Raw genomic sequence first — 19,549 nt, 5'->3', positions numbered from 1 at the left:
GAGAAGGTTCGAGCCGCGCGGAACCACCGCCTCCGGCTCACCATCCAAGGGAGACATCATGACCGCCACTGACCCGCGCACCGCCGACGACCAGATCGCCTACTCCACCGAGTGGCGTTCGTTCGAGCGGGGCCCCTGGTCCGAGGGCATCGACGTGCGAGGCTTCCTGCAGGCGAACTACACGCCCTACGAGGGTGACAGTTCCTTCCTCGCCGGCCCCACCGAGCGCACCACCCGTGCGTGGGAGGCCATCACCGAGATGTTCCCGGCCGAGCGTGAGAAGGGTGTCTACGACGTCGACGCCCACACGCCGTCCACCATCACCTCTCACGCCCCCGGTTACATCCGCGAGGGCGAGGACGTGATCGTCGGCCTCCAGACCGACGCGCCGCTGAAGCGAGCCATCATGCCCAACGGCGGATGGCGCATGGTGGTGAAGAGCCTCGAGACCTACGGCTACCCCGTTGACCCCGAACTCGAGACCATCTTCTCGACCTACCGCAAGACCCACAACGACGGCGTCTTCGACGTCTACCCGCCGAACGTGCGCGCCGCCCGCTCGAGCCACATCGTCACCGGCCTGCCCGACGCCTACGGCCGCGGCCGCATCATCGGTGACTACCGCCGCGTGGCCCTGTACGGCGTCGACGCCCTCATCGCAGGCAAGAAGCGCGAGCGCGCCCTGCTCGACATGGAGCGTTCCTCCGAGGACATCATTCGCGACCGCGAAGAGAACTCGGAGCAGATCAAGGCGTTGAACGAGCCTGAAGACGATGGCGAAGAGCCTACGGCTACGACATCTCCGGCCCCGCCAAGGACTTCCGCGAAGCCGTGCAGTGGCTGTACTTCGGCTACCTCGCCGCCGTGAAGGAGCAGAACGGCGCCGCGATGTCGCTCGGACGCACCTCGACCTTCCTCGACGTGTACGCCCAGCGCGACCTCGCCGAGGGCACCGTCACCGAGGAGCAGATCCAGGAGATCGTCGACGACTTCGTCATCAAGGCTCCGCATCGTCCGCTTCCTGCGCACCCCCGAGTACGACAACCTCTTCTCGGGCGACCCGACGTGGGTCACCGAGTCGATCGGCGGTATGGGCGACGACGGTCGCACGCTCGTCACCAAGACCTCGTTCCGCTTCCTCCAGACGCTCTACAACCTCGGCCCGGCCCCCGAGCCGAACCTCACCGTGTTCTGGAACGCCGCGCTGCCGCAGGGCTTCAAGGACTTCTGCGCACAGGTGTCGATTGACACCTCGTCGATCCAGTACGAGTCCGACGACCTGATCCGTACCCAGTGCGGTGACGACGCCGCGATCGCGTGCTGCGTCTCCGCCATGGAGGTCGGCAAGCAGATGCAGTTCTTCGGTGCTCGTGTGAACCTCGCCAAGGCGATGCTCTACGCGATCAACGGAGGCCGCGACGAGGTCTCGGGCAAGCAGGTTTCGCCCGCCACCGCGCCCATGACCGATGAGGTCCTCGACTTCGACACGGTGGTCGCCGCGTTCGACAAGACGATGGACTGGCTGGCCGAGACCTACGTGGACGCCCTCAACTGCATCCACTACATGCACGACAAGTACGCGTACGAGCGCATCGAGATGGCGCTGCACGACAAGGAGATCCTGCGCACCATGGCCTGCGGCATCGCCGGCCTCTCGGTCGCGGCCGACTCGCTGTCCGCCATCAAGTACGCGCAGGTCCGCCCCGTGCGTGACGAGACCGGTCTCATCACCGACTACGAGGTCACCGGAGAGTTCCCGACCTACGGCAACGACGACGACCGTGCAGACTCCATCGCCGTCGAGCCTGGTGCACCGCTTCATGGACAAGGTCCGCAAGCAGCAGACCTACCGTGGCGCGAAGCACACCCAGTCGGTGCTGACCATCACCTCGAACGTCGTGTACGGCAAGGCCACGGGCAACACCCCCGACGGCCGCCGCGCAGGCGAGCCCTTCGCCCCCGGTGCCAACCCGATGAACGGCCGCGACACCCACGGCATCGTCGCCTCGGCCCTGTCCGTCGCCAAGCCGCCCTACGACGACGCCCAGGACGGCATCTCGCTCACCACCACCGTGGTGCCCGCGGGCCTTGGTCGCGACAAGACCGAGCAGATCAAGAACCTGGTCGGAGTGCTGGACGCCTACGCCATCGAGCAGGGCTTCCACATGAACGTCAACGTGCTGAACAGGGACACCCTCGAGGACGCCATGGAGCACCCCGAGAACTACCCCCACCGACGATTCGTGTCTCGGGCTACGCCGTGAACTTCGTGCGGCTCACCCGCGAGCAGCAGGCTCGACGTCCTGTCCCGCACCTTCCACGGTTCCCTCTAAGGAGAGCAGCCATGACCGCCACCGTCCCCGCCCGGGTGGTCAACGCATCGGCCACCGACACCACCGCGGCCACCTCGCCCGTCGAGGCAGTCCCGGCGGCCGAGCCGATCACCATCGCCGGCCCGTCGCTCCCCATCGTGGGAGCGGCGGGGCCGACGCCCGCCTCGATGGCCACCGCCGACGAGGAGATGCGCGCTGGAGTCGGTCACACCAAGGGTGAAGAGGGCACCGTCCACTCGTGGGAGGCTCGTCACCGCCGTCGACGGTCCCGGCACCCGCCTCACCTACTTCCTAGCCGGCTGCCCCCTGCGCTGCCTCTACTGCCACAACCCCGACACGTGGCAGATGCGCCGCGGCACCAGGGCCACGGCCGATGAGGTGCTCACCAGAGTGCGCCGTTACTCCCACGTCCTCAACGCCTCGGGCGGCGGCCTGACCATCTCCGGCGGCGAGCCGCTATTGCAGCCCGACTTCGTGGCCCGCATCTTCCGCGGTGCCAAGGAGATGGGCATCCACACCGCGCTCGACACCTCCGGGTTCCTCGGCGCCCGCGCCTCCAACGAGCCTGCTCGCCGACACCGACCTGGTGCTGCTCGACGTGAAGTCGGGCGACCCTGACACCTACAAGAAGGTCACGGGCAGGCCGCTGGCCCCCACGCTCGACTTCGGTCGTCGCCTCTCGGCGCACGGCGTGAAGATCTGGACCCGGTTCGTGCTGGTGCCTGGCCTCACCGACGACGAGCGCAACGTGGACCAGGTCGCCGACTACCTCGCGAGCCTCGACACCGTCGAGCGCGTCGAGGTGCTGCCCTTCCACCAGATGGGGCGCGAGAAGTGGAAGGCTGCTGAACGAGCCCTACGCGCTCGACGACACCCAGCCGCCCTCGCCCGAGCTCGTGGAGCGGGTGCGCGAGCAGTTCCGCTCGCGGGGCATCCTGACGTATTGACCGCTCGTGAGTCCGATGCCGTGGTGACGGTGACCATGCAAGGCCCTGGTGGGTTGTTCACCAGGGCTTTCGCGGTTCCTCCGGCTGCGGGCACGCCGTAGGCTCTGGCCATGCTCGATCTGGAGACGCTGCGCATCGTGCAAGCGTCCGTGGGCGCCCTCACTTTCGTGCTCGTGTACTTCGGCACGTACCGGTCAACCCGTGCCGCCTACGCGCGCTGGTGGAGCCTGGTGGTGGTGTTCTCCACCGTGAGTTCCACGCTCTACCTCCTCGACACCGGTGCTGGAGTTCCTGTCGCGGATGCGCTCGGCAACGCGCTCGCGGTCCTCAGCGGTGGCATGGCGTGGGCCGCCGCACGGTCGCTGCGCGGGCTCACCGTCTCGGCACTCCAGTTGGCCGTGGTGCCTGCGGTGATCGCAGTCGCCACCCTGCTCAGCCCGAGGTCCGATGCCGTGGTGGCGGGAACCGGGTTCCTCGTGGCGGGCATGGCGGCACAGTTTGGACTCGCGGCGCGCCGCCTGTGGATCCTGAGGTCTGAGCAGGAGGGCGCCGAGACCGGCGACCCGCGCGCGGGCATCCGTGCCGCCCTGTCCTCCGTGGCCCTTGCCGCCTCCGTCCTCGCCGGCTTCTATGCGATCCGCGCGGTGGCGTACGTCGCCCTGGGGCCCGAGTCCAAGGCCTACACGGTGTGGGCAGGGCCGGACGCGACCACCGTGGTCGTGATGCTCGCCATGGTGACGGTCACCTACTCGGTCACCGAGATCAGCCGCTTCGAGGTGGCCGAGGCGTGGCGAAGGCGCGCCGAGCGCGACGATCTCACGGGGCTCCTGACTCGCGACCCCTTCCTGCGTCAGGGTGCCGTGGCGCTCGCGGCGACCCCCGGCGCTCCCACGAGCGTCATGCTGGCGGACTTCGACCGCTTCAAGGAGCTCAACGACACCTTTGGGCACGCCGAGGGCGACGCCGCGTTGGTGGCCTTCGCGGCCGCCTGCCGCGAGGTCCTGGGGCCCGATGCCCTCGCCTGCCGCTGGGGTGGCGAGGAGTTCGCGGCCGTGCTCGAAGGCGTCGATGCGGAGGCCGCGGTCGCCGTCGCTGGAGAGGCTCGCCCGCCTGATGGCGGTCCATGCGGCCGATGCCCCGGCGGGCACCACGGTGAGCTTTGGGCTCGCGGTGGCCTCGCCGGGGAGGCGCTGGTGGACGTGCTCGAACGCGCCGACGAGGCGCTCTATCTCGCCAAGGCCGCCGGTCGAGACCGCGCCGTGGTGCACGGCGAAGAGCCAGCCTCCTCCTAGGGGCAACGGCTCGAAACACGCACGAAACCCCTGGTAGGACATTGGTCCTATGGGACGTAGGCCTCATGTATACATCTGGGTGCTCCCGTAGTTTCGTAGATATCAGGGCACCGACAGGGGCCCCCGTCAAGGGAGAGAAACACCATGACCGCCACCCAGGAAACCTCGGTCCAGGAAGCCTCGTCGCCCATCGCGGCCGAGATCGACCGACTCGTCGCGAACGGCCAGCGTGCCCTGCAGGCATACTCCGCGTTCACCCAGGAAGACGTTGACATGCTGGTCAAGAAGGCGTCGGTCGCGGCGCTCAGCCAGCACGGCGACCTCGCGATGCAGGCGGTCACCGAGACCGGCCGTGGCGTCTTCGAAGACAAGGCCGTGAAGAACATCTTCGCGTGCGAGCACGTCACCCACTCCATGGGCCCGATGAAGACCGTGGGCGTCATTCACGAGGACGAGCCTGCTCGGCATCACCGAGATCGCGGAGCCCGTGGGCGTCATCGCCGGTATCACCCCGGTGACCAACCCCACCTCGACCGCGATCTTCAAGTCACTCATCGCGCTGAAGACCCGCAACCCCATCGTCTTCGCGTTCCACCCGAGCGCTCAGCAGTCCTCCGTCGCCGCCGCCAAGGCCGTCCGTGACGCCGCCATCGCGGCAGGCGCCCCCGAGCACTGCATCCAGTGGGTCGAGCACCCCTCGCTCGAGGCCACCGGCGCTCTCATGAACCACGACGGCATCGCGCTGATCCTCGCCACCGGTGGAAACGCCATGGTGAAGGCGGCCTACTCGTGCGGCAAGCCCGCTCTCGGCGTCGGCGCCGGAAACGTCCCCGCCTACATCCACGCCTCGGCGAACCTCAAGCGCTCCGTCAACGACATCGTCATTTCCAAGGCGTTCGACAACGGCATGGTGTGTGCCTCCGAGCAGGCAGTGATCCTCGACTCGTCGCTGTACGACGAGGCGCTGAGCGAGTTCGACCGCCTCCACGCCTACCGCGTCAACCCTGCCGAGAAGGCCCTGCTCGAGGAGTTCATCTTCGGCGTCAGCGCCAACGGCGAGAACTGCGCCGGTGCGAAGCTCAACCCGAACGTGGTGGGCAAGCACCCCACGTGGATCGCCGAGCAGGCCGGATTCTCCGTCCCCGCCGACACCTCGATCATCCTTGCCGAGGTGTCGACCGTCGGCGAGTCCGAGCCCCTGACCCGCGAGAAGCTGTGCCCCGTCCTCGCCGTCCTGCGCGCCGAGACCACGGAGCAGGGCCTCGACTACGCCGAGCGCATGGTCGAGTTCCACGGACTGGGCCACTCCGCCGCGATCCACGCGACCGACCAGGCCGTGATCCAGGAGTTCGGACAGCGCGTCAAGGCCGTCCGCATCATCTGCAACTCGCCCTCGTCGCAGGGCGGCATCGGCGACATCTACAACGCCTTCCTGCCCTCCCTCACCCTTGGCTGCGGCTCCTACGGGCACAACTCGGTCTCCAACAACGTGTCCGCGATCAACCTGATCAACGTCAAGCGCATCGGCCGGAGGAACAACAACATGCAGTGGTTCAAGGTGCCGGCGAAGACCTACTTCGAGCCCAACTCGATCCGCTACCTCAAGTCGATGCCCGACGTGGAGCGCGTGACGATCATCACCGACGCCACCATGACCCGCATCGGCATCGTCGACAAGATCCTCGACGTCCTGCACCGCCGCAACAACAAGGTGTCGGTCCAGATCATCGACAACGTCGAGCCCGAGCCGTCCATCAAGACGGTCACCGCAGGCGCCGAGGTGCTGCGTGCCTTCAAGCCCGACACGCTGATCGCGGTCGGTGGCGGCTCACCCATGGACGCCGCGAAGGTCATGTGGCTCATGTACGAGCACCCGGACGTGGTCTTCAGCGACCTGAAGGAGAAGTTCTTCGACGTCCGCAAGCGCGCCTTCACCTTCCCGCAGGCTCGGCGAGCCTCGCCCAGCCTGGTGTGCATCCCGACCACGTCGGGCACCGGCGCCGAGGTCACCCCGTTCGCGGTCATCACGGACACCGACACGGGCCGCAAGTACCCGCTGGCGGACTACGCGCTGACCCCGTCCGTCGCGATCGTCGACCCCGTGCTGACCCGCATGCTGCCCTCGCGGGTGGCGGCCGACTCCGGCATGGACGCCCTCACCCACGCCACCGAGGCCTTCGTCTCGGTGTACGCGAACGACTTCACCGACGGTCTCGCGCTCCAGGCCATCCGCCTGGTGTTCGAGAACATCGCGAAGTCCGTCGAGGGTGGTCCCGAGGCGGAGAAGGCGCGCGAGAAGATGCACAACGCGGCAACGATCGCCGGTATGGCCTTCGGTAACGCGTTCCTCGGTCTGGTGCACGCGATGTCGCACGTCACCGGCTCGACCTTCCACGTCGCCCACGGCCGCACCAACGCGATCTACCTGCCGCACGTGATTCGCTACAACGGCAAGGTGCCCACCAAGCCCACCTCGTGGCCCAAGCAGGAGTCCTACGTGGCTCCCGAGCGCTTCCAGGAGATCGCGAAGATCCTGGGCCTGGCGCACTCGACCCCCGACGAGGCCGTCGAGGCCTACGCCACCGCGGTCGAGGAGCTCCGCGCCGCGGTCGGCATCGAGGGATCGTTCCAGGAGGTCGGCATCGACGAGTCCGAGTTCCTGGCTTCGCTCGACACCCTCGCCATGAACGCCTACGAGGACCAGTGCGCGCCGGCCAACCCGCGTCTGCCGATGCTGGCCGACATGAAGGTCATGATGCAGGCCGCGTACTACGGCATCCGCTACGAGGACGTCGCCGCCCGTGAGGCCGAGGCCGCCAAGGTCGAGGACGAGGCGAAGGCTCCGCGTAAGGGCCGCAAGGCAGCCAAGTAAGGCTGACCGCAAGACCACACACGGCGAGGCCCCGGTCCCCTGGAGGGATCGGGGCCTCGTCGTGTCTTGGTGGGGCCCGCCACTTTCGGTGCAGCGCGCGTCGCACGCAACGTTTCCTCGCCGAAACACGCTAGTAACTATCGCCCGATAGAGTCGCCGTCATTCGCACACGATGAAGGGCGGCAGGGATGGGCAGCGGCAGCGGTATCGGCAAGGTATTGATCGCCAATCGGGCGGAGATTGCGGTCCGCGTCTCGCGGTCGGTCTCGGCGCTCGGCGGCACCTCGCTGGCGATCTACGCCGATGACGACGGTGCCTCGGCGCACGTCCACGCGGCCGATGCCGCCGTCGCCCTCGAACGCCGCGGCGACATCGACCCCTACATGGACATCGAGCAGATCGTCGAGGTGGCGCTCACCCACGGCGTGTGGGCCATCCACCCCGGCTACGGCTTCCTGTCCGAGAACGCGGCCTTCGCCCGCGCCGTGGAGGCGGCAGGCATCGTCTTCCTGGGGCCGAGCCCCGACCACATCGACGCCTTCGGAGACAAGCAGGCCGCCCGCGCCCACGCCGTGGCGGCTGGGGTGCCGCTCGCGGCCGCCACCGACGACCTCGCCGATGCGGCGCACGCACGCACCGAGATCGCGCGCATCGGCCTGCCCGTCATCATCAAGGCGGCGGGAGGAGGCGGCGGCAAGGGCATGGCGGTGCTGCGCGACCTCGCCGATGTCGACACGGCCTTCGCGACCGTGCGGCGCGTCGCCGACGTCGCAGGCGGAGGAGTCTTCGCCGAGCGCTTCATCGACGACGCCCGGCACGTGGAGGTCCAGGTCTTCGGCGACGGAGCCGGCGGCGTGGTCACCCTCGGCGACCGCGACTGCACCCTTCAGCGCCGCAATCAGAAGGTGGCGGAGGAGGCCCCGGCGTTCGACCTTGACCCTGCGGTCCGCGCCGAACTGCATGCCACCGCCCGTGCTCTGGCGGCCTCCGTCGGCTACCGCAGTGCCGGCACCGTGGAGTTTGTGGTGGACGCACGCACCGGCGCGGCGTCCTTCCTCGAAATCAACACCCGTCTCCAGGTGGAACACCCCGTCACCGAGGCGGTGACGGGCGTGGACCTGGTGGAGTGGATGCTGACCCTCGGCGCGGGCGACGCAAGGCTTTCTCGACCCGTACCGCGCCACCGGCGAGGTGCCCGTCACCGGCCACGCCGTCGAATCCCGCGTCTACGCGGAGGACCCGGGCGCCGATTTCCGCCCGAGCCCCGGCACCATCACGCGCGCCGTGTTCCCCGCCGACGCGCGCGTCGACACCTGGGTCTCCTCCGGCACCGAGGTCAGCACCCGCTACGACCCCATGATCGCCAAGGTCATCACGGCGGGCGCCACCAGGGCAGAGGCCTGGGAGCGCCAGGCCGCCGCGCTGGGCGCCACGCGGATCGACGGCATCCAGACCAACCTCGCGCTGCTCAGCGCGATCGCGACGGACCCCCTCGTCGCCGCGGGCCGGCACACCACCGCCACGCTCGGCGCGGGAACCATCGCCGCCATCGACCATATCCGCGTCGAGGCGCCCGGCTTCCTCACCACGGTCCAGGAACTGGGCGGGCGCACGGGTCTGTGGCACATCGGTGTGCCGCCGTCGGGCCCCATGGACGACCGCAGCCTTCCGCCTGGGCAACGAGGCGCTCGGCAACGACCCGCAGGCCGCGGGCCTCGAGTGCACCGTCTCCGGTCCGCGCCTCCGCCTCGGCGTCGCGCGCCGCGCCATCGTCACCGGCGCGCCGGCGGCCGTGAGCGTCGACGGCGAGCCCGTGGCCATGTGGGAGCCCTTCGTCATTCCGGCCGGCTCCACCGTCGAGGTGGGCCAGGTCGAGGCGGGCCTGCGCGCATACCTGCTCCTCGAGGGCGGCATCGACGTGCCTGACTATTTGGGGTCCAAGGCCACCTTCTCGCTCGGCCGCTTCGGCGGCCATGCTGGCCGCGCCCTCGTCATCGGCGATGTGCTCGCGCTCGGCGAGGCCGTCCAGCCGGCCGATGCGGTGGCACCAGTGCCGTCCGAGGCTCGCCCGAGCATCGGCCGCACCTGGGAGATCGGGGTCCTCGACGGACCCCACTCCGCCCCCGACTTCTTCACTCCCGACGACGTGGAAGCCGTGCTCTCGACGCCGTACGAGGTCCACTTCAACTCCGACCGCACCGGCGTGCGCCTGGTCGGTCCCAAGCCGCAGTGGGCGCGCCAGGACGGCGGCGAGGCGGGGCTTCACCCCTCCAACATCCATGACACGCCGTACTCGGTGGGAGGCATGGACTTCACAGGAGACACACCGGTGCTGCTCGGCCCAGACGGCCCCAGCCTCGGCGGCTTCGTGACTCCCGTGACCATCGCCAAGGGTGAGCGCTGGAGGCTCGGCCAACTGGCGCCGGGGGACACCGTGAACCTGGTGCGCCTGGAGCCCGCGCATCCCGAGCCCGTCGGTGCCGCGCGCGGCGTGCTCGCCGAGCGCGACGGCCTTGTGCTGCGTCGCCAGGGGGACGACTCGGTCCTCATCGAGCCTCGGAGAGCCGGGCTCGACCTGATGCTGCGCGCCCGCATTCACGTGCTGCACCGCGCCCTGCGCGAGAATCCGCCAGCCGGACTGCGTGACCTCACCCCGGGGATTCGTTCGCTTCAGGTCACCTTCTCGGAACCCTCGGACGTGACCCGCGAGGCGCTCGACGGCCTGCTCGCGCTGGCGGCCGACGTCGCGGACGCGGAGGACCTGGTGGTGCCCAGCCGTCACGTGCGCCTGCCGATGTCCTGGGACGACCCGGCGACGCGCGAGGCCATCGCCCGTTACGAGGCCGGCGTACGCGACGACGCCCCGTGGAATCCGTGGAACATCGAGTTCATCAGGCGCGTCAACGGCCTCGACAGCGTCGATGACGTCTACCGCACGCTTTTTGACGCCGAGTACCTGGTGCTGGGGCTCGGCGACGTGTACCTCGGCGCGCCGGTCGCGACGCCGCTTGACCCGCGCCATCGCCTGGTCACCACCAAGTACAACCCCGCCCGCACGTGGACGGCAGAGAACTCCGTGGGCATCGGCGGTGCGTACCTGTGCATCTACGGCATGGAGGGCCCCGGCGGATACCAGTTCGTGGGCCGCACCACCCAGGTGTGGGACCGCTGGGCATCGTTCGCCGGAGACGATCGCGCCGTGGACGGTACCCGTCCGTGGCTGCTCGACTTCTTCGACCGCATCTCCTGGTACCCCGTCGAGGCCGACGAGTTGCTGCGCCTGCGCGCCGACTTCACGGCGGGGCTGTGGCGCCCCGAGATCGTCGACGGGACGCTGTCCATGCGCGAGCACGCGGCGTTCCTCGACGACAATGCTGAGGAGATCGCGGCCTTCCGCTCGACGCAGCGGGCCGCGTTCGGCGAGGAGCGTGAGAGGTGGCACGCCGCGGGTGAGTTCACCCGCGTGGTGGAGCCCGTGGTGGCAGCAGCCCCCGCGGCACTTGCCGAGGGCTGCGTGGGTGCCGAGGCGCCCTTCGCCGCGAACGTGTGGAAGGTGTTGGTCGCCGAGGGCGAGCGAGTCGAGGTGGGAGATGCCGTGGCCGTGCTCGAAGCGATGAAGATGGAGACCAGGGTGCTCGCGCCGCATGCGGGCACCGTGGATGCCGTGCTGGCCGCGGCGGGCGCGACGGTCGCGCCGGGCGACCCGATCGTCGCCATTCGTACGGAGGTGGCGGCATGACGACCATCCTGAACGGCCTGTCCGGCATGCCGGTGGCCCTGCACGGATTCATCGTGGGCTACGAGCCCATCCGGGAGTCGATCTCGCTTCACGGCGGTTCCGACCACCGGTACCTGCTGGAGCCGGTGACGGCCGCCGCCGTCGAGTACCAGGACGGCTGGGTCCTCCTCGACGCGGGCTTCAACGTGCCCGTGATCCGCGACCCGCGCCTCCGCGGAGAGACGTTCAACTACGACTCGTACACCGCGGTGGTGCCGCCGGGCGACCCGCTCGCGGAGGCGGTGGAGCGTGCCGGACTCGACTGGGGCGACCTGCGCGGTTGTGCGATCAGCCACGCCCACGTGGACCACACGGGAGGCATCCGCCTGACGGGAGAGGCGCCCGTGGTGGTGCAGCGGCGCGAGTGGCAGTGGGTCGTCGACGGAGCGGGTTTCCCCGAGGTGGTGTTGCCATCGGACCTGCTGGAGGCGAGTGAGCGCGTGGTGCTCCTCGACGGGGACGCGCCGCTGGCGCCCGGCCTCACGGCGATCGACACGGCGGGACACACGCCAGGACACCAGTCGTTCAGGGTGGAGTTGCCCTCCGGCACGGTCGTGGTGCTCGCATGCGATGCCGCGGACCTGCGGGTCAACATCGACACCCGGACGCCGTGTGGTTCGGCGGACGCCTCCGAAGGATTTGCGCTCGCACAACGGTCGATTGACAGGCTTGCCGACCTTGCGGCGGCAGGGGAAGACGTGTGGCCGGGCCACGACCCCGCCTGGGGGCCGTGGGTGACGGCTATCGAGACGGGCCTCGTGACCGTTCGGTAATTAGAGGCTCGCGCCGAGGATGCGCAGCGTTGCCTGCTCGATGCCGTCCGCCACGCGGGCGGCATCGAGGTTGCGGTCGTCGGCGCGGCGCAGGATGACTCCCTCGACCAGGGAGAACAAGAGCGCTGCGGTCGATGCGGGATCGTCGACGTCAGCGCGTCCCTCCGCGATGGCGCGTCGCAGCAGCGCGCCGTAGGCGGCCACCAGGCTCGAGGCGGAGCGCCTGGAAGGAGCCGAACATCGGCTCGTTGGTCTCGGGCAGCAGATACAGGGCGCCGATGTTGGACGGGCCCGCTCCCAGCAGGTGGACGTCAAAGCGAATCAGGCTCGAGCAGGCGCTCGAGGCCATCCCTGTCGCGCTGCGCGAGAAGCTCGCGGGCCTTCTCGATGGACGGCTTCGTCGTCTCGATGAGGAGGCTCATTGAGCATCGCGGCCTTGTTGGGGAAGTGGTAGTACAGCGACGGCTGCTTGATGTCCACAGCCGCGGAGATCTGGCGGGTGGTGGTCGCGGCGTACCCCTGCTCGACGAACAGGCGTGCGGCAGCCTCGAGGATGCGCTCGCGTCCCACCGGGTCCTTGCCGTGAGGGCGGGAGCGGCGGGTGGGAGCGGGGCTCGGGGTGGCGGTCGTGTCGTCGGTCATGGCGAATCGCCCCCACAGTAGCGCTTCCGACCCGGGGTCGAATGGCGGCGCGAGACGCGAAATCGAGACGTAACAATGCCGCCCTACACTCGCCCTGTACCTATCGACCGAAAGGTGAGGTGAGTGATGACGAACGATGCAGGAGCCGGCCGCCGCGCGAGCACGGCAACGTTGGCCCAGGCGCGGGATGACGCGCGTGGGCGATCCGACGCCGCCGTCGAGGCGATGCCCTACCTTCCGGCGGCCTCGTCGCCGTACGTCCCCGTCGACGTCGAACCCGCCTCGCTCACGTGGGCCGAGACGGTCGCGGGACCCGGCTACACACATCTCACCGTGGCCCGCGGGACGCGCCTGCGGCTCGAGGACGTCGGAGGGAACGCCTGTGCGCACGTCGCCATCTACTCGGCCCTGAACACCGCCGAGCGGCTCAACGTCGCGGACACGCAGAAGATCCCGTGGCAGGCCTACCTCGGAGCGGGGCATCCGCTCCTGTCCGGGGACGGGCGCGTCCTCGCCACCATCGTGAGCGACACCGCGGACGGCCACCACGACGCGTTCTGCGGAGTCACCACCCTCGCCGGCAATGCCCGCCGCTACGGCGCGGGCGAGGCACATAGCGCGACCGCCGCAGGCCGCGAGCCTGCTGAGGCTCGCGGGAACCAAGGAGGGGCTCGAACCCCGCGACCTCCCGCCCACCGTGTCCTTCTTCAAGGGCGTGCGCGTGGACGGCGACGGCTCGCTCACCTGGACCGGCTCCGCCGGGCCCGGCGCGAGCGTGGACCTGGTCGCGGAGATGCCGCTGACCATCCTGATCGCGAATGCGGCGCACCCCCTTGACCCGCGCGACGACTACACCGTGAGCCCCCTCAGGGTCCACGCGTGGTCCGCTGCCGCATCGGCCCCCGCCGATCCCTGGTGGGGCGCCACGCCCGAGCGCACCCGCGCCTACCTCAACACCCACGCTCACGTCCTCACGAGGGGGTCGCATGACCGTCACCTGGGCCACCTACGAAGCCGACTACTTCGACCGCTCGGAGCCGAGCGTCGCGGGAGCCGTCATTCTCGACCAGGAGATCGCCCCCAGGGCGGGTTGGTCAGCCGTGGTGCGGGCGGGGAACGTCCTGACGCTCGTCGACGTGGGCGGTAACCAGTCCGGCGACTGCCTCATCTTCGATGCCCACGATCACGCCGAGCGCTACTCCGTGCAGACCACGCTGACCGCCCAGCGCAACGCGTACCTCGTGGAGGGGTCGGTGCTCCTGTCGAATGAGGACAACCCGCTCATGACCATCGTCGCGAACGAGGTGGAGCGCCAGGACACCATTGGCGGCGCGTGCTCGAAGGAATCGAACACCCTGCGCTATGGGCATCACACGATGTTCCATCACGCGTGCAGGGAGAACTTCCTTCTCGAGGGGGCGGCCCACGGGCTCGGCCCGCGCGACCTGGTGTCCAACATCAATTGGTTCATGAACGTTCCGGTGGAGGCGGACGGCACCCTCGGCATCGTCGACGGCATGTCCGCGCCGGGGAAGCGCGTGGCCCTGCGTGCCGAGCGCGACGTCCTCGTGGTGATCTCCAACTGCCCGCAGGTCAACAACCCGTGCAACGACTTCAACCCGACCCCGCTGCGCGTGATCGTCACCGCCCCGGAGGCGCTGTGAGTGCGGCCGATGCGGTGGAGCGGTTCCTCACCGCAGTCGCCACGACCGACAGGCCCGAGGCGTGGATTCACCTCGTCGGCGCGGACAGCCTCGTCTCGGCGGCGCAGCGGGTCGATGCCGCGCTCGCGGCCGGCGACGACCTCCCGCTCGCGGGCGTCCTGGTGGCGGTGAAAGACAACATCGACGTCGCGGGTTGCCCGACGACCGCCGGCGCGCCCACCTACGCCTATGCGGCTGGCGTGGACGCACCCGCGGTGGCACGCCTGCGCGAGGCCGGCGCCATCATCGTGGGCAAGACCAACATGGACCAGTTCGCGACGGGGCTCGTGGGGACGCGGTCGCCGTACGGCGCGGTGCGCCACGCGGCCGATGCGACTCGCATCTCCGGAGGCTCGTCGTCGGGCTCGGCGGTGGTGGTCGCCCAAGGCCTGGTGGACCTTGCACTCGGCACGGACACCGCGGGCTCGGGCCGCGTGCCCGCGGCGCTCCACGGGTTGTGGGGCCTCAAGCCGACGCGTGGCCTGGTGCCGACGACGGGCGTGGTGCCCGCCTGCGCTTCCCTTGACTGTGTCACCGTGTTTGGCCGGGACGCGGACCTCGCCGCCCGTGCCGTGGCCGTGATGTCCGGCCCCGATGCTGGCGATCCGGTGTCTCGTCGCGCTGCCGTGACTGAGAGCCTGACGCCGCGGGCACGTAGGCGCCTCGTGGTGCCGCCGCGAGGCGAGCCTCGGCGACCTGGCACCCGGATGGGACGCGGCGTTCGAGCGCAGCGTCGAGGCGGCCGAAGCCGCGGGCTACGAGATCGTGGAGCGCTCGATCGCCCCGCTGCTGGAGGCGGCACGCATGCTGTACGAGTCGTCGTTCGTCGCCGAGCGCTACGCGGCGGTGGGGGAGCACCTCGAGGCGCACTGCGACGCCATCGGCGGCGACCTTGACGCCACGGTGGCGGGCATCGTGCTCGCCGGGGCGGGCCACAGCGCCGCCCGCCTGTTCGCCGACCAGCGCGCGCTTGAGGGTCACCGCGCCGCGGCGCGCGAGTTGCTTGCCGATGCCGCTGCCGTGCTCACCCCCACCACCACGTGGCATCCCACGCTTGCCGAGGTGGCCGCCGACCCGGTCGGCGCGAACTCACGCATGGGGCGCTTCACCAACTACGCGAACCTGCTCGACATGGCGGCGCTCGCGCTGCCTGCGGGTCGCGTGGCCGGGACGGGCGCTCCGGGGCACTTCGGCGCCATGCTGACGGGGCACGCCTTCTCGGACGATCGTCTCTTGGGGATCGCTCACGCGATCCGCGCGGAGCCTCGATGGGGCCTCGGCGCCCCGCACGCCAGCGGCGGAGGTGGACGAGGTGGACGTGTTCGTGATCGGCGCCCACCGCGAGGGCCAGCCGCTGCACCATCAGTTGGCCTCGCGGGGTGCCGTGCTGGTGCGTCGCACGTCAACCGCTCCCGGCTACCGGATGTACGCTCTGAACACGGTTCCTCCTAAGCCAGGTCTGATCCGCGACACCGCCTCTGACGGCGCGATTGTCGGAGAGATCTGGCGCCTCACCGCGGCGGGCTTCGGGTCCTTTGTCGACGACCTTCCCGCCCCGATGGCTATCGGCAGCGTCGCCCTCGACGGCGGCGACGTGGTCAGCGGATTCCTCTGCGAGCCCTACGCGACCGACGGTGCGCTCGACATCACGAGCAGCGGCGATTGGGTCTCATGGCTCGCCTCGCGGGCACACGAAACGTGCCCGTAACGCACCCCGCGACTCTGTGTAACTATTGACCGATAGGTTCGCTGTACCGTTCCCCCGACGGTCCTCATTTCCCCCACTGAAGGAGCCAGCAGTGAACCGCCGCACCACCTTCGCCCTCGCCTCAGCCGCCGCTCTGGCCCTGGGCCTGTCCGCGTGCTCGAGCGCCGACGAGGCGCTCCCCGGCCAGTCCTCTGGTGGCTCCGATGCCGCCGCCGTCGACACCACGCTCGACATCGGGCTGTCCTCCGACATGTCCGCGCCCGACCCCTCGTCGGCCTACGACGGCACCGAGGTGACGGTCGTGAACGCCGCCTACGAGGGCCTCCTCAAGTACCAGGTCGGAGCCGACGAGCCCGAGATCGTGCCCTCGCTCGCCACCGACTGGACCGTCTCCGAGGACGGCCTGACCTACACGTTCACGCTGCGTGAGGGCGTCACCTTCCACGACGGCACCGCGCTCACTTCCGCCGCGGTTCAGCCGTCGATCGACCGCATGCTGACCGAGGGTGCCAACGGCCCCGGCTATATGGTCGCGGGCATCGCCTCCGTGGAGACGCCGTCGGACACCGAGGTGGTTTTCACGCTCGACGCCCCCAACGCAGCCTTCCTCGACTACCTCGCGTCGCCCTTCGGGCTCTGCTCATCTCGCCCGATGCTCTCGCAGAACACGGTGACGACGCGGACTGGTTCGCGAACAACGACGCCGGCACCGGCCCCTTCCAGTACGGATCGTTCGAGCCCGGCGTGACCTACACCCTGGACGCCTACGACGGCTACTGGGGTGACACCGGTGGCTACGCCGCGGTGAAGTACACGGTTCTCGACTCGGCCAACACCATCCAGGCTCCAGCCGGAGAGCGGTGACCTCGACGGGTACATCGGCTCCGCGAACAAGACCATGTTCGACGCGCTGTCCGAGAACGCGGACCTCACGACGACCACGTACCCCGCGGTGATGTCGCCCGTGGTGTTCCTCAACCCCGGCGGCGTGCTCGCCGAGGCGGAGACCCGCGTCTCGCTCCTTGAGGGCATCGACTGGGCCTCGATCGTCGACGCGGTCTACGGCGAGCTCGGGACCACGACCACGGGCGTGTTCCCGACCGGCATGATCGCCGACGAGGACAACAAGAGCGTCATCGCGTACGACGCCGACGCGCTGGCAGGCGTGGCCGACGGTGCGCTGGCGGGCGAGTCCATCGAGATCGCCTACCCGTCCTTCGTGCCCGGCGCCAAGGACATCTCGGACAACGTCGCGGCACAGGCTCAACACCGCGGGCATCACCGCGGAGTCGGTGGGCCTGGAGTCCGGCGCCTACTGGTCGACCGTGTACGACCCCGAGGCCGCTCCCGACATCACGCTGTTCACCGGCTTCCCCGACGCCGACCACCCGGACACCTGGGCCCGCCTGTTCTACTACACCTCTGGTGGCCTCAACCTGTTCGGCGGCACCACGGACGGGCTCGACGAGCTCATCGACGAGGCCGTGACCACTGGCGACGAGTCACTCTACGGCGACATCGCCGAGGTCGTCGCCTCCACGGGTCTGTGGCACACGATCGCCGACCTCAAGGTCTCGTCGGCCTTCCAGAAGGACGTCACCGGCGTCGAGGGCGCCACTACCCGCTGCTCGGCATCACCTTCGACTTCACCCAGCCTGTCGCCCGCGGAGTAACCCGCACGACACGTGATGTGCCTCGTGGCGGCGTCTCCCTCTTCGCCGCCACGAGGCACCCACCCCTTTCGAAAGTGAGCCCCGCATGGCCGAGCCCTCCACGGTCCTGACCGTCTCTGATCTCAGCATCACCTACCGCGCCCGTGGTCGCGTGGTCGCCGCGGTGTCCGACGTCTCGCTCTCGATCGACGCCGGCCGATGCCTCGGTCTCGTCGGCGAGTCGGGCTCCGGAAAGTCGACCATCGGCTCCGCCGTGCAGGGCATCATCCCGGCCGATGGCACCGCGCAGGCCAGCGGCGCGATCACCATCGCGGGCCGCGACCTCACGCCGATCACGGATCCGGCGTGGTCGCAGGTAAGGGGCTCGGACGTCACGTCCGTGTTCCAGGACCCGATGCGGTCTCTCGACCCCACCATGACCATCGGCCGGATGCTCAACCGCTACACCGGCTCCGCAGAGGCCTCCGTCGCAGCGCTCGAGCGGGTGCAGATCCGCCGCGCGGGCGAGGTGCTGAAGAAGTACCCCCACCAGGCTCTCGGGCGGCATGCGCCAGCGCGTGATGATCGCGCTCGCCCTCGCGCCCGAGCCTCGGCTCCTCATCGCCGATGAGCCGACCACGGCGCTCGACGTCTCCGTCCAGTCCGAGGTTCTCGGCGTACTGAGGGAGTCCATCCAGGACGCCGGGTGTGCGGTGCTCTTCGTGACCCACGACCTCGGCGTTGCCCGTCACATGTGCGACGACATCGCCGTCATGAAGGACGGGCGCGTGGTCGAGTCCGGGCCCGCGGACGACGTCATCGGCCGCCCGTCCGATGCCTACACGCGGAGGCTCATGGCCTCCCGCATCACGCTCGAGACCGACCGGTCACGGCCGGTCGGTACTCCCGAGACCGCCGTGGTCGCGTCGATGACCGATGTGCTCGACGGCCTCGACAAGCCCGCGCTCGACGTCGCCGCCGCGTGGTCGTCTGGCGACCTCACGTGGCAGGACTTCACCGGTCCCACGGCCGCGGTGGGTGCCGCGACAGGGCTGGACGATGTGACGCTCGTCGAACACGTGACGAGGGCCTCGCTCACCGTCAACGAGGTGAACAAGACCTACTCGGCGCGCGTCAAGGGTCGCCGCGTCGACAACCACGTGCTCAAGGATGTGTCCTTCGAGATCGGCTACCGCGAGGCCGTCGCGCTCGTCGGCGAGTCTGGCTCGGGCAAGTCGACGCTGTTGCGCATCGCAGGCGGGATCGAGACGGCGGACACCGGCGCGGTCGACGCGCAGGGCGTCGCAGGCGAGGGCACGCAGGTGATCTTCCAGGATGCGGGCGCCTCCCTGACCCCGTGGCGCACCGTCGAGGAACTTCTGCGCGAGCGCATCGAACACACCACGACCGGACGCGGCTGGACGCGCGAGCAGTGCCGCGCGAAAGCGCTCGAAACCCTCGAGGCTCGTCGGACTCGACGCCTCCGTGCTGCAGGCGCGCCCCACCCAACTCTCCGGTGGTCAGCAGCAGCGCGTCGCCATCGCGCGAGCGGTGGTCGTGCCGCCTTCGGTGCTCCTGTGTGACGAGCCCACGAGCGCGCTCGACGTCTCGGTCGCCTGCTCCGTGCTCAACCTCATCAACCTCCTGCGGCATTCGCTCGGCATCTCCGTGATGTTCGTGACGCATGACCTTGCCGCGGCCCGTCTCATCGCGGACCGCGTCCTGGTGATGACCGGCGGAGAAATCGTCGAGACGGTCGCCGCCGAGCGCCTCGCCCATGACATCACCACCGACTACGGACGGAGGCTCGTCGATGCCGTTCTCGCGTAAGGCCACTCTCGAACGGGCG

General features: G+C 69.5%; 16 protein-coding genes and 7 pseudogenes. 20 read left to right on the top strand and 3 right to left on the bottom strand.

Going from position 1 to position 19,549, the window contains the following annotated elements:
• Positions 1 to 58: 58 nt before the first annotated feature.
• The 8 genes and pseudogenes from pflB (at position 59) to QQK48_RS03985 (ending at position 11,995) form a co-directional block, all read left to right on the top strand.
• A pseudogene (gene pflB, locus QQK48_RS04020) lies at positions 59 to 2,333 on the top strand (formate C-acetyltransferase).
• A 167-nt stretch (positions 2,334 to 2,500) separates the two neighbouring features.
• Positions 2,501 to 3,280: pseudogene (gene pflA / locus QQK48_RS04015) on the top strand (pyruvate formate-lyase-activating protein).
• A gap of 110 nt (positions 3,281 to 3,390) precedes the next feature.
• Positions 3,391 to 4,572: a GGDEF domain-containing protein gene (locus QQK48_RS04010; RefSeq protein ID WP_284327551.1), complete on the top strand. Its 1,182-nt coding sequence runs from the start codon at positions 3,391 to 3,393 to the stop codon at positions 4,570 to 4,572.
• Between the two features lie 144 nt (positions 4,573 to 4,716).
• Positions 4,717 to 7,444: pseudogene (gene adhE / locus QQK48_RS04005) on the top strand (bifunctional acetaldehyde-CoA/alcohol dehydrogenase).
• 188 nt (positions 7,445 to 7,632) lie between these two features.
• A pseudogene (locus tag QQK48_RS04000) lies at positions 7,633 to 8,538 on the top strand (ATP-binding protein); the annotation flags it as partial.
• Positions 8,539 to 8,635: 97 nt separating this feature from the next.
• Positions 8,636 to 8,911 (top strand): annotated as a pseudogene (locus tag QQK48_RS03995) (acetyl/propionyl-CoA carboxylase subunit alpha); the annotation flags it as partial.
• A gap of 163 nt (positions 8,912 to 9,074) precedes the next feature.
• The gene (locus QQK48_RS03990) at positions 9,075 to 11,183 is read left to right on the top strand and encodes a carboxyltransferase domain-containing protein (RefSeq protein WP_284327550.1); all 2,109 of its coding nucleotides are present in this window, start codon (positions 9,075 to 9,077) and stop codon (positions 11,181 to 11,183) included.
• Positions 11,180 to 11,995, top strand: coding sequence for an N-acyl homoserine lactonase family protein (locus QQK48_RS03985; RefSeq protein WP_284327549.1), 816 nt, complete (start codon positions 11,180 to 11,182; stop codon positions 11,993 to 11,995). The genes QQK48_RS03990 and QQK48_RS03985 overlap by 4 nt, the downstream gene beginning before the upstream one ends.
• Here QQK48_RS03985 and QQK48_RS03980 read toward each other — a convergent pair whose 3' ends face one another.
• Genes QQK48_RS03980 through QQK48_RS03970 form a run of 3 tightly spaced genes read right to left on the bottom strand, consistent with a single transcriptional unit; the run spans position 11,996 to position 12,637 of the window.
• The gene (locus QQK48_RS03980) at positions 11,996 to 12,199 is read right to left on the bottom strand and encodes a hypothetical protein (protein WP_284327548.1); all 204 of its coding nucleotides are present in this window, start codon (positions 12,197 to 12,199) and stop codon (positions 11,996 to 11,998) included.
• Complete coding sequence (locus tag QQK48_RS03975; RefSeq protein WP_284327547.1) at positions 12,147 to 12,344, bottom strand: hypothetical protein; 198 nt, start codon at positions 12,342 to 12,344, stop codon at positions 12,147 to 12,149. The genes QQK48_RS03980 and QQK48_RS03975 overlap by 53 nt, the downstream gene beginning before the upstream one ends.
• Positions 12,317 to 12,637, bottom strand: a complete 321-nt coding sequence (locus tag QQK48_RS03970) for a helix-turn-helix domain-containing protein (RefSeq protein WP_284327546.1) — start codon at positions 12,635 to 12,637, stop codon at positions 12,317 to 12,319. Before QQK48_RS03970 ends, QQK48_RS03975 begins: the two co-directional genes overlap by 28 nt.
• A 126-nt stretch (positions 12,638 to 12,763) precedes the next feature.
• On the opposite strand from QQK48_RS03970, the pseudogene QQK48_RS03965 reads away from it, so the two are divergent.
• The 12 genes and pseudogenes from QQK48_RS03965 to QQK48_RS03915 form a co-directional block, all read left to right on the top strand.
• Positions 12,764 to 13,189 (top strand): annotated as a pseudogene (locus QQK48_RS03965) (DUF1989 domain-containing protein); the annotation flags it as partial.
• A gap of 31 nt (positions 13,190 to 13,220) precedes the next feature.
• Positions 13,221 to 13,784, top strand: coding sequence for a DUF1989 domain-containing protein (locus QQK48_RS03960; protein ID WP_284327545.1), 564 nt, complete (start codon positions 13,221 to 13,223; stop codon positions 13,782 to 13,784).
• Complete coding sequence (locus QQK48_RS03955) at positions 13,696 to 14,301, top strand: urea amidolyase associated protein UAAP2 (protein WP_284329304.1); 606 nt, start codon at positions 13,696 to 13,698, stop codon at positions 14,299 to 14,301. The genes QQK48_RS03960 and QQK48_RS03955 overlap by 89 nt, the downstream gene beginning before the upstream one ends.
• Positions 14,241 to 14,906: pseudogene (locus tag QQK48_RS21185) on the top strand (amidase family protein); the annotation flags it as partial. The gene QQK48_RS03955 and the pseudogene QQK48_RS21185, both read left to right, overlap by 61 nt.
• A 130-nt stretch (positions 14,907 to 15,036) precedes the next feature.
• Positions 15,037 to 15,792, top strand: coding sequence for an amidase (locus QQK48_RS03945; RefSeq protein WP_284329303.1), 756 nt, complete (start codon positions 15,037 to 15,039; stop codon positions 15,790 to 15,792).
• Entirely contained in the window at positions 15,707 to 16,048 is a 342-nt protein-coding gene (locus QQK48_RS03940; RefSeq protein ID WP_284327544.1) for an allophanate hydrolase-related protein, read from the top strand. Before QQK48_RS03945 ends, QQK48_RS03940 begins: the two co-directional genes overlap by 86 nt.
• Positions 16,049 to 16,139: 91 nt before the next feature.
• On the top strand, positions 16,140 to 16,796 hold the full coding sequence (locus QQK48_RS03935; protein WP_284327543.1) for an ABC transporter substrate-binding protein: 657 nt from the start codon (positions 16,140 to 16,142) through the stop codon (positions 16,794 to 16,796).
• Entirely contained in the window at positions 16,691 to 16,912 is a 222-nt protein-coding gene (locus tag QQK48_RS19020; RefSeq protein ID WP_348523749.1) for an ABC transporter substrate-binding protein, read from the top strand. The genes QQK48_RS03935 and QQK48_RS19020 overlap by 106 nt, the downstream gene beginning before the upstream one ends.
• Before the next feature lie 34 nt (positions 16,913 to 16,946).
• Entirely contained in the window at positions 16,947 to 17,831 is an 885-nt protein-coding gene (locus tag QQK48_RS03930; protein WP_284327542.1) for a periplasmic substrate-binding domain-containing protein, read from the top strand.
• A complete protein-coding gene (locus tag QQK48_RS03925; RefSeq protein WP_284327541.1) occupies positions 17,807 to 18,331 on the top strand; it encodes an ATP-binding cassette domain-containing protein in 525 nt (174 codons plus the stop codon). The genes QQK48_RS03930 and QQK48_RS03925 overlap by 25 nt, the downstream gene beginning before the upstream one ends.
• Positions 18,267 to 19,283 carry an ATP-binding cassette domain-containing protein gene (locus QQK48_RS03920; RefSeq protein WP_284327540.1) on the top strand — a complete coding sequence of 339 codons (1,017 nt, stop codon included), beginning with the start codon at positions 18,267 to 18,269 and terminating at the stop codon, positions 19,281 to 19,283. Before QQK48_RS03925 ends, QQK48_RS03920 begins: the two co-directional genes overlap by 65 nt.
• Entirely contained in the window at positions 19,186 to 19,530 is a 345-nt protein-coding gene (locus tag QQK48_RS03915; RefSeq protein ID WP_431308287.1) for an ATP-binding cassette domain-containing protein, read from the top strand. The genes QQK48_RS03920 and QQK48_RS03915 overlap by 98 nt, the downstream gene beginning before the upstream one ends.
• Positions 19,531 to 19,549 lie beyond the last annotated feature (19 nt).

The organism is Demequina litorisediminis (genome assembly GCF_030161615.1).
Taxonomy (GTDB): Bacteria; Actinomycetota; Actinomycetes; order Actinomycetales; family Demequinaceae; genus Demequina; species Demequina litorisediminis.
The sequence above is the reverse complement of the archived record's forward strand: the minus strand, read 5'-3'. Positions and strand labels throughout refer to the sequence as shown.

What these genes read in the sequence shown, in the direction of transcription:
- QQK48_RS04010 (WP_284327551.1), top strand. Translation starts at nt 3,391, where the DNA reads ATGCTCGATCTGGAGACGCTGCGCATCGTGCAAGCGTCCGTGGGCGCC.
- QQK48_RS03985 (WP_284327549.1), top strand. Translation starts at nt 11,180, where the DNA reads ATGACGACCATCCTGAACGGCCTGTCCGGCATGCCGGTGGCCCTGCAC.
- QQK48_RS03975 (WP_284327547.1), bottom strand. Translation starts at nt 12,344, where the DNA reads ATGGCCTCGAGCGCCTGCTCGAGCCTGATTCGCTTTGACGTCCACCTG.
- QQK48_RS03970 (WP_284327546.1), bottom strand. Translation starts at nt 12,637, where the DNA reads ATGACCGACGACACGACCGCCACCCCGAGCCCCGCTCCCACCCGCCGC.
- QQK48_RS03960 (WP_284327545.1), top strand. Translation starts at nt 13,221, where the DNA reads ATGCCCGCCGCTACGGCGCGGGCGAGGCACATAGCGCGACCGCCGCAG.
- QQK48_RS03930 (WP_284327542.1), top strand. Translation starts at nt 16,947, where the DNA reads ATGTTCGACGCGCTGTCCGAGAACGCGGACCTCACGACGACCACGTAC.
- QQK48_RS03925 (WP_284327541.1), top strand. Translation starts at nt 17,807, where the DNA reads ATGGCCGAGCCCTCCACGGTCCTGACCGTCTCTGATCTCAGCATCACC.
- QQK48_RS03920 (WP_284327540.1), top strand. Translation starts at nt 18,267, where the DNA reads ATGCGCCAGCGCGTGATGATCGCGCTCGCCCTCGCGCCCGAGCCTCGG.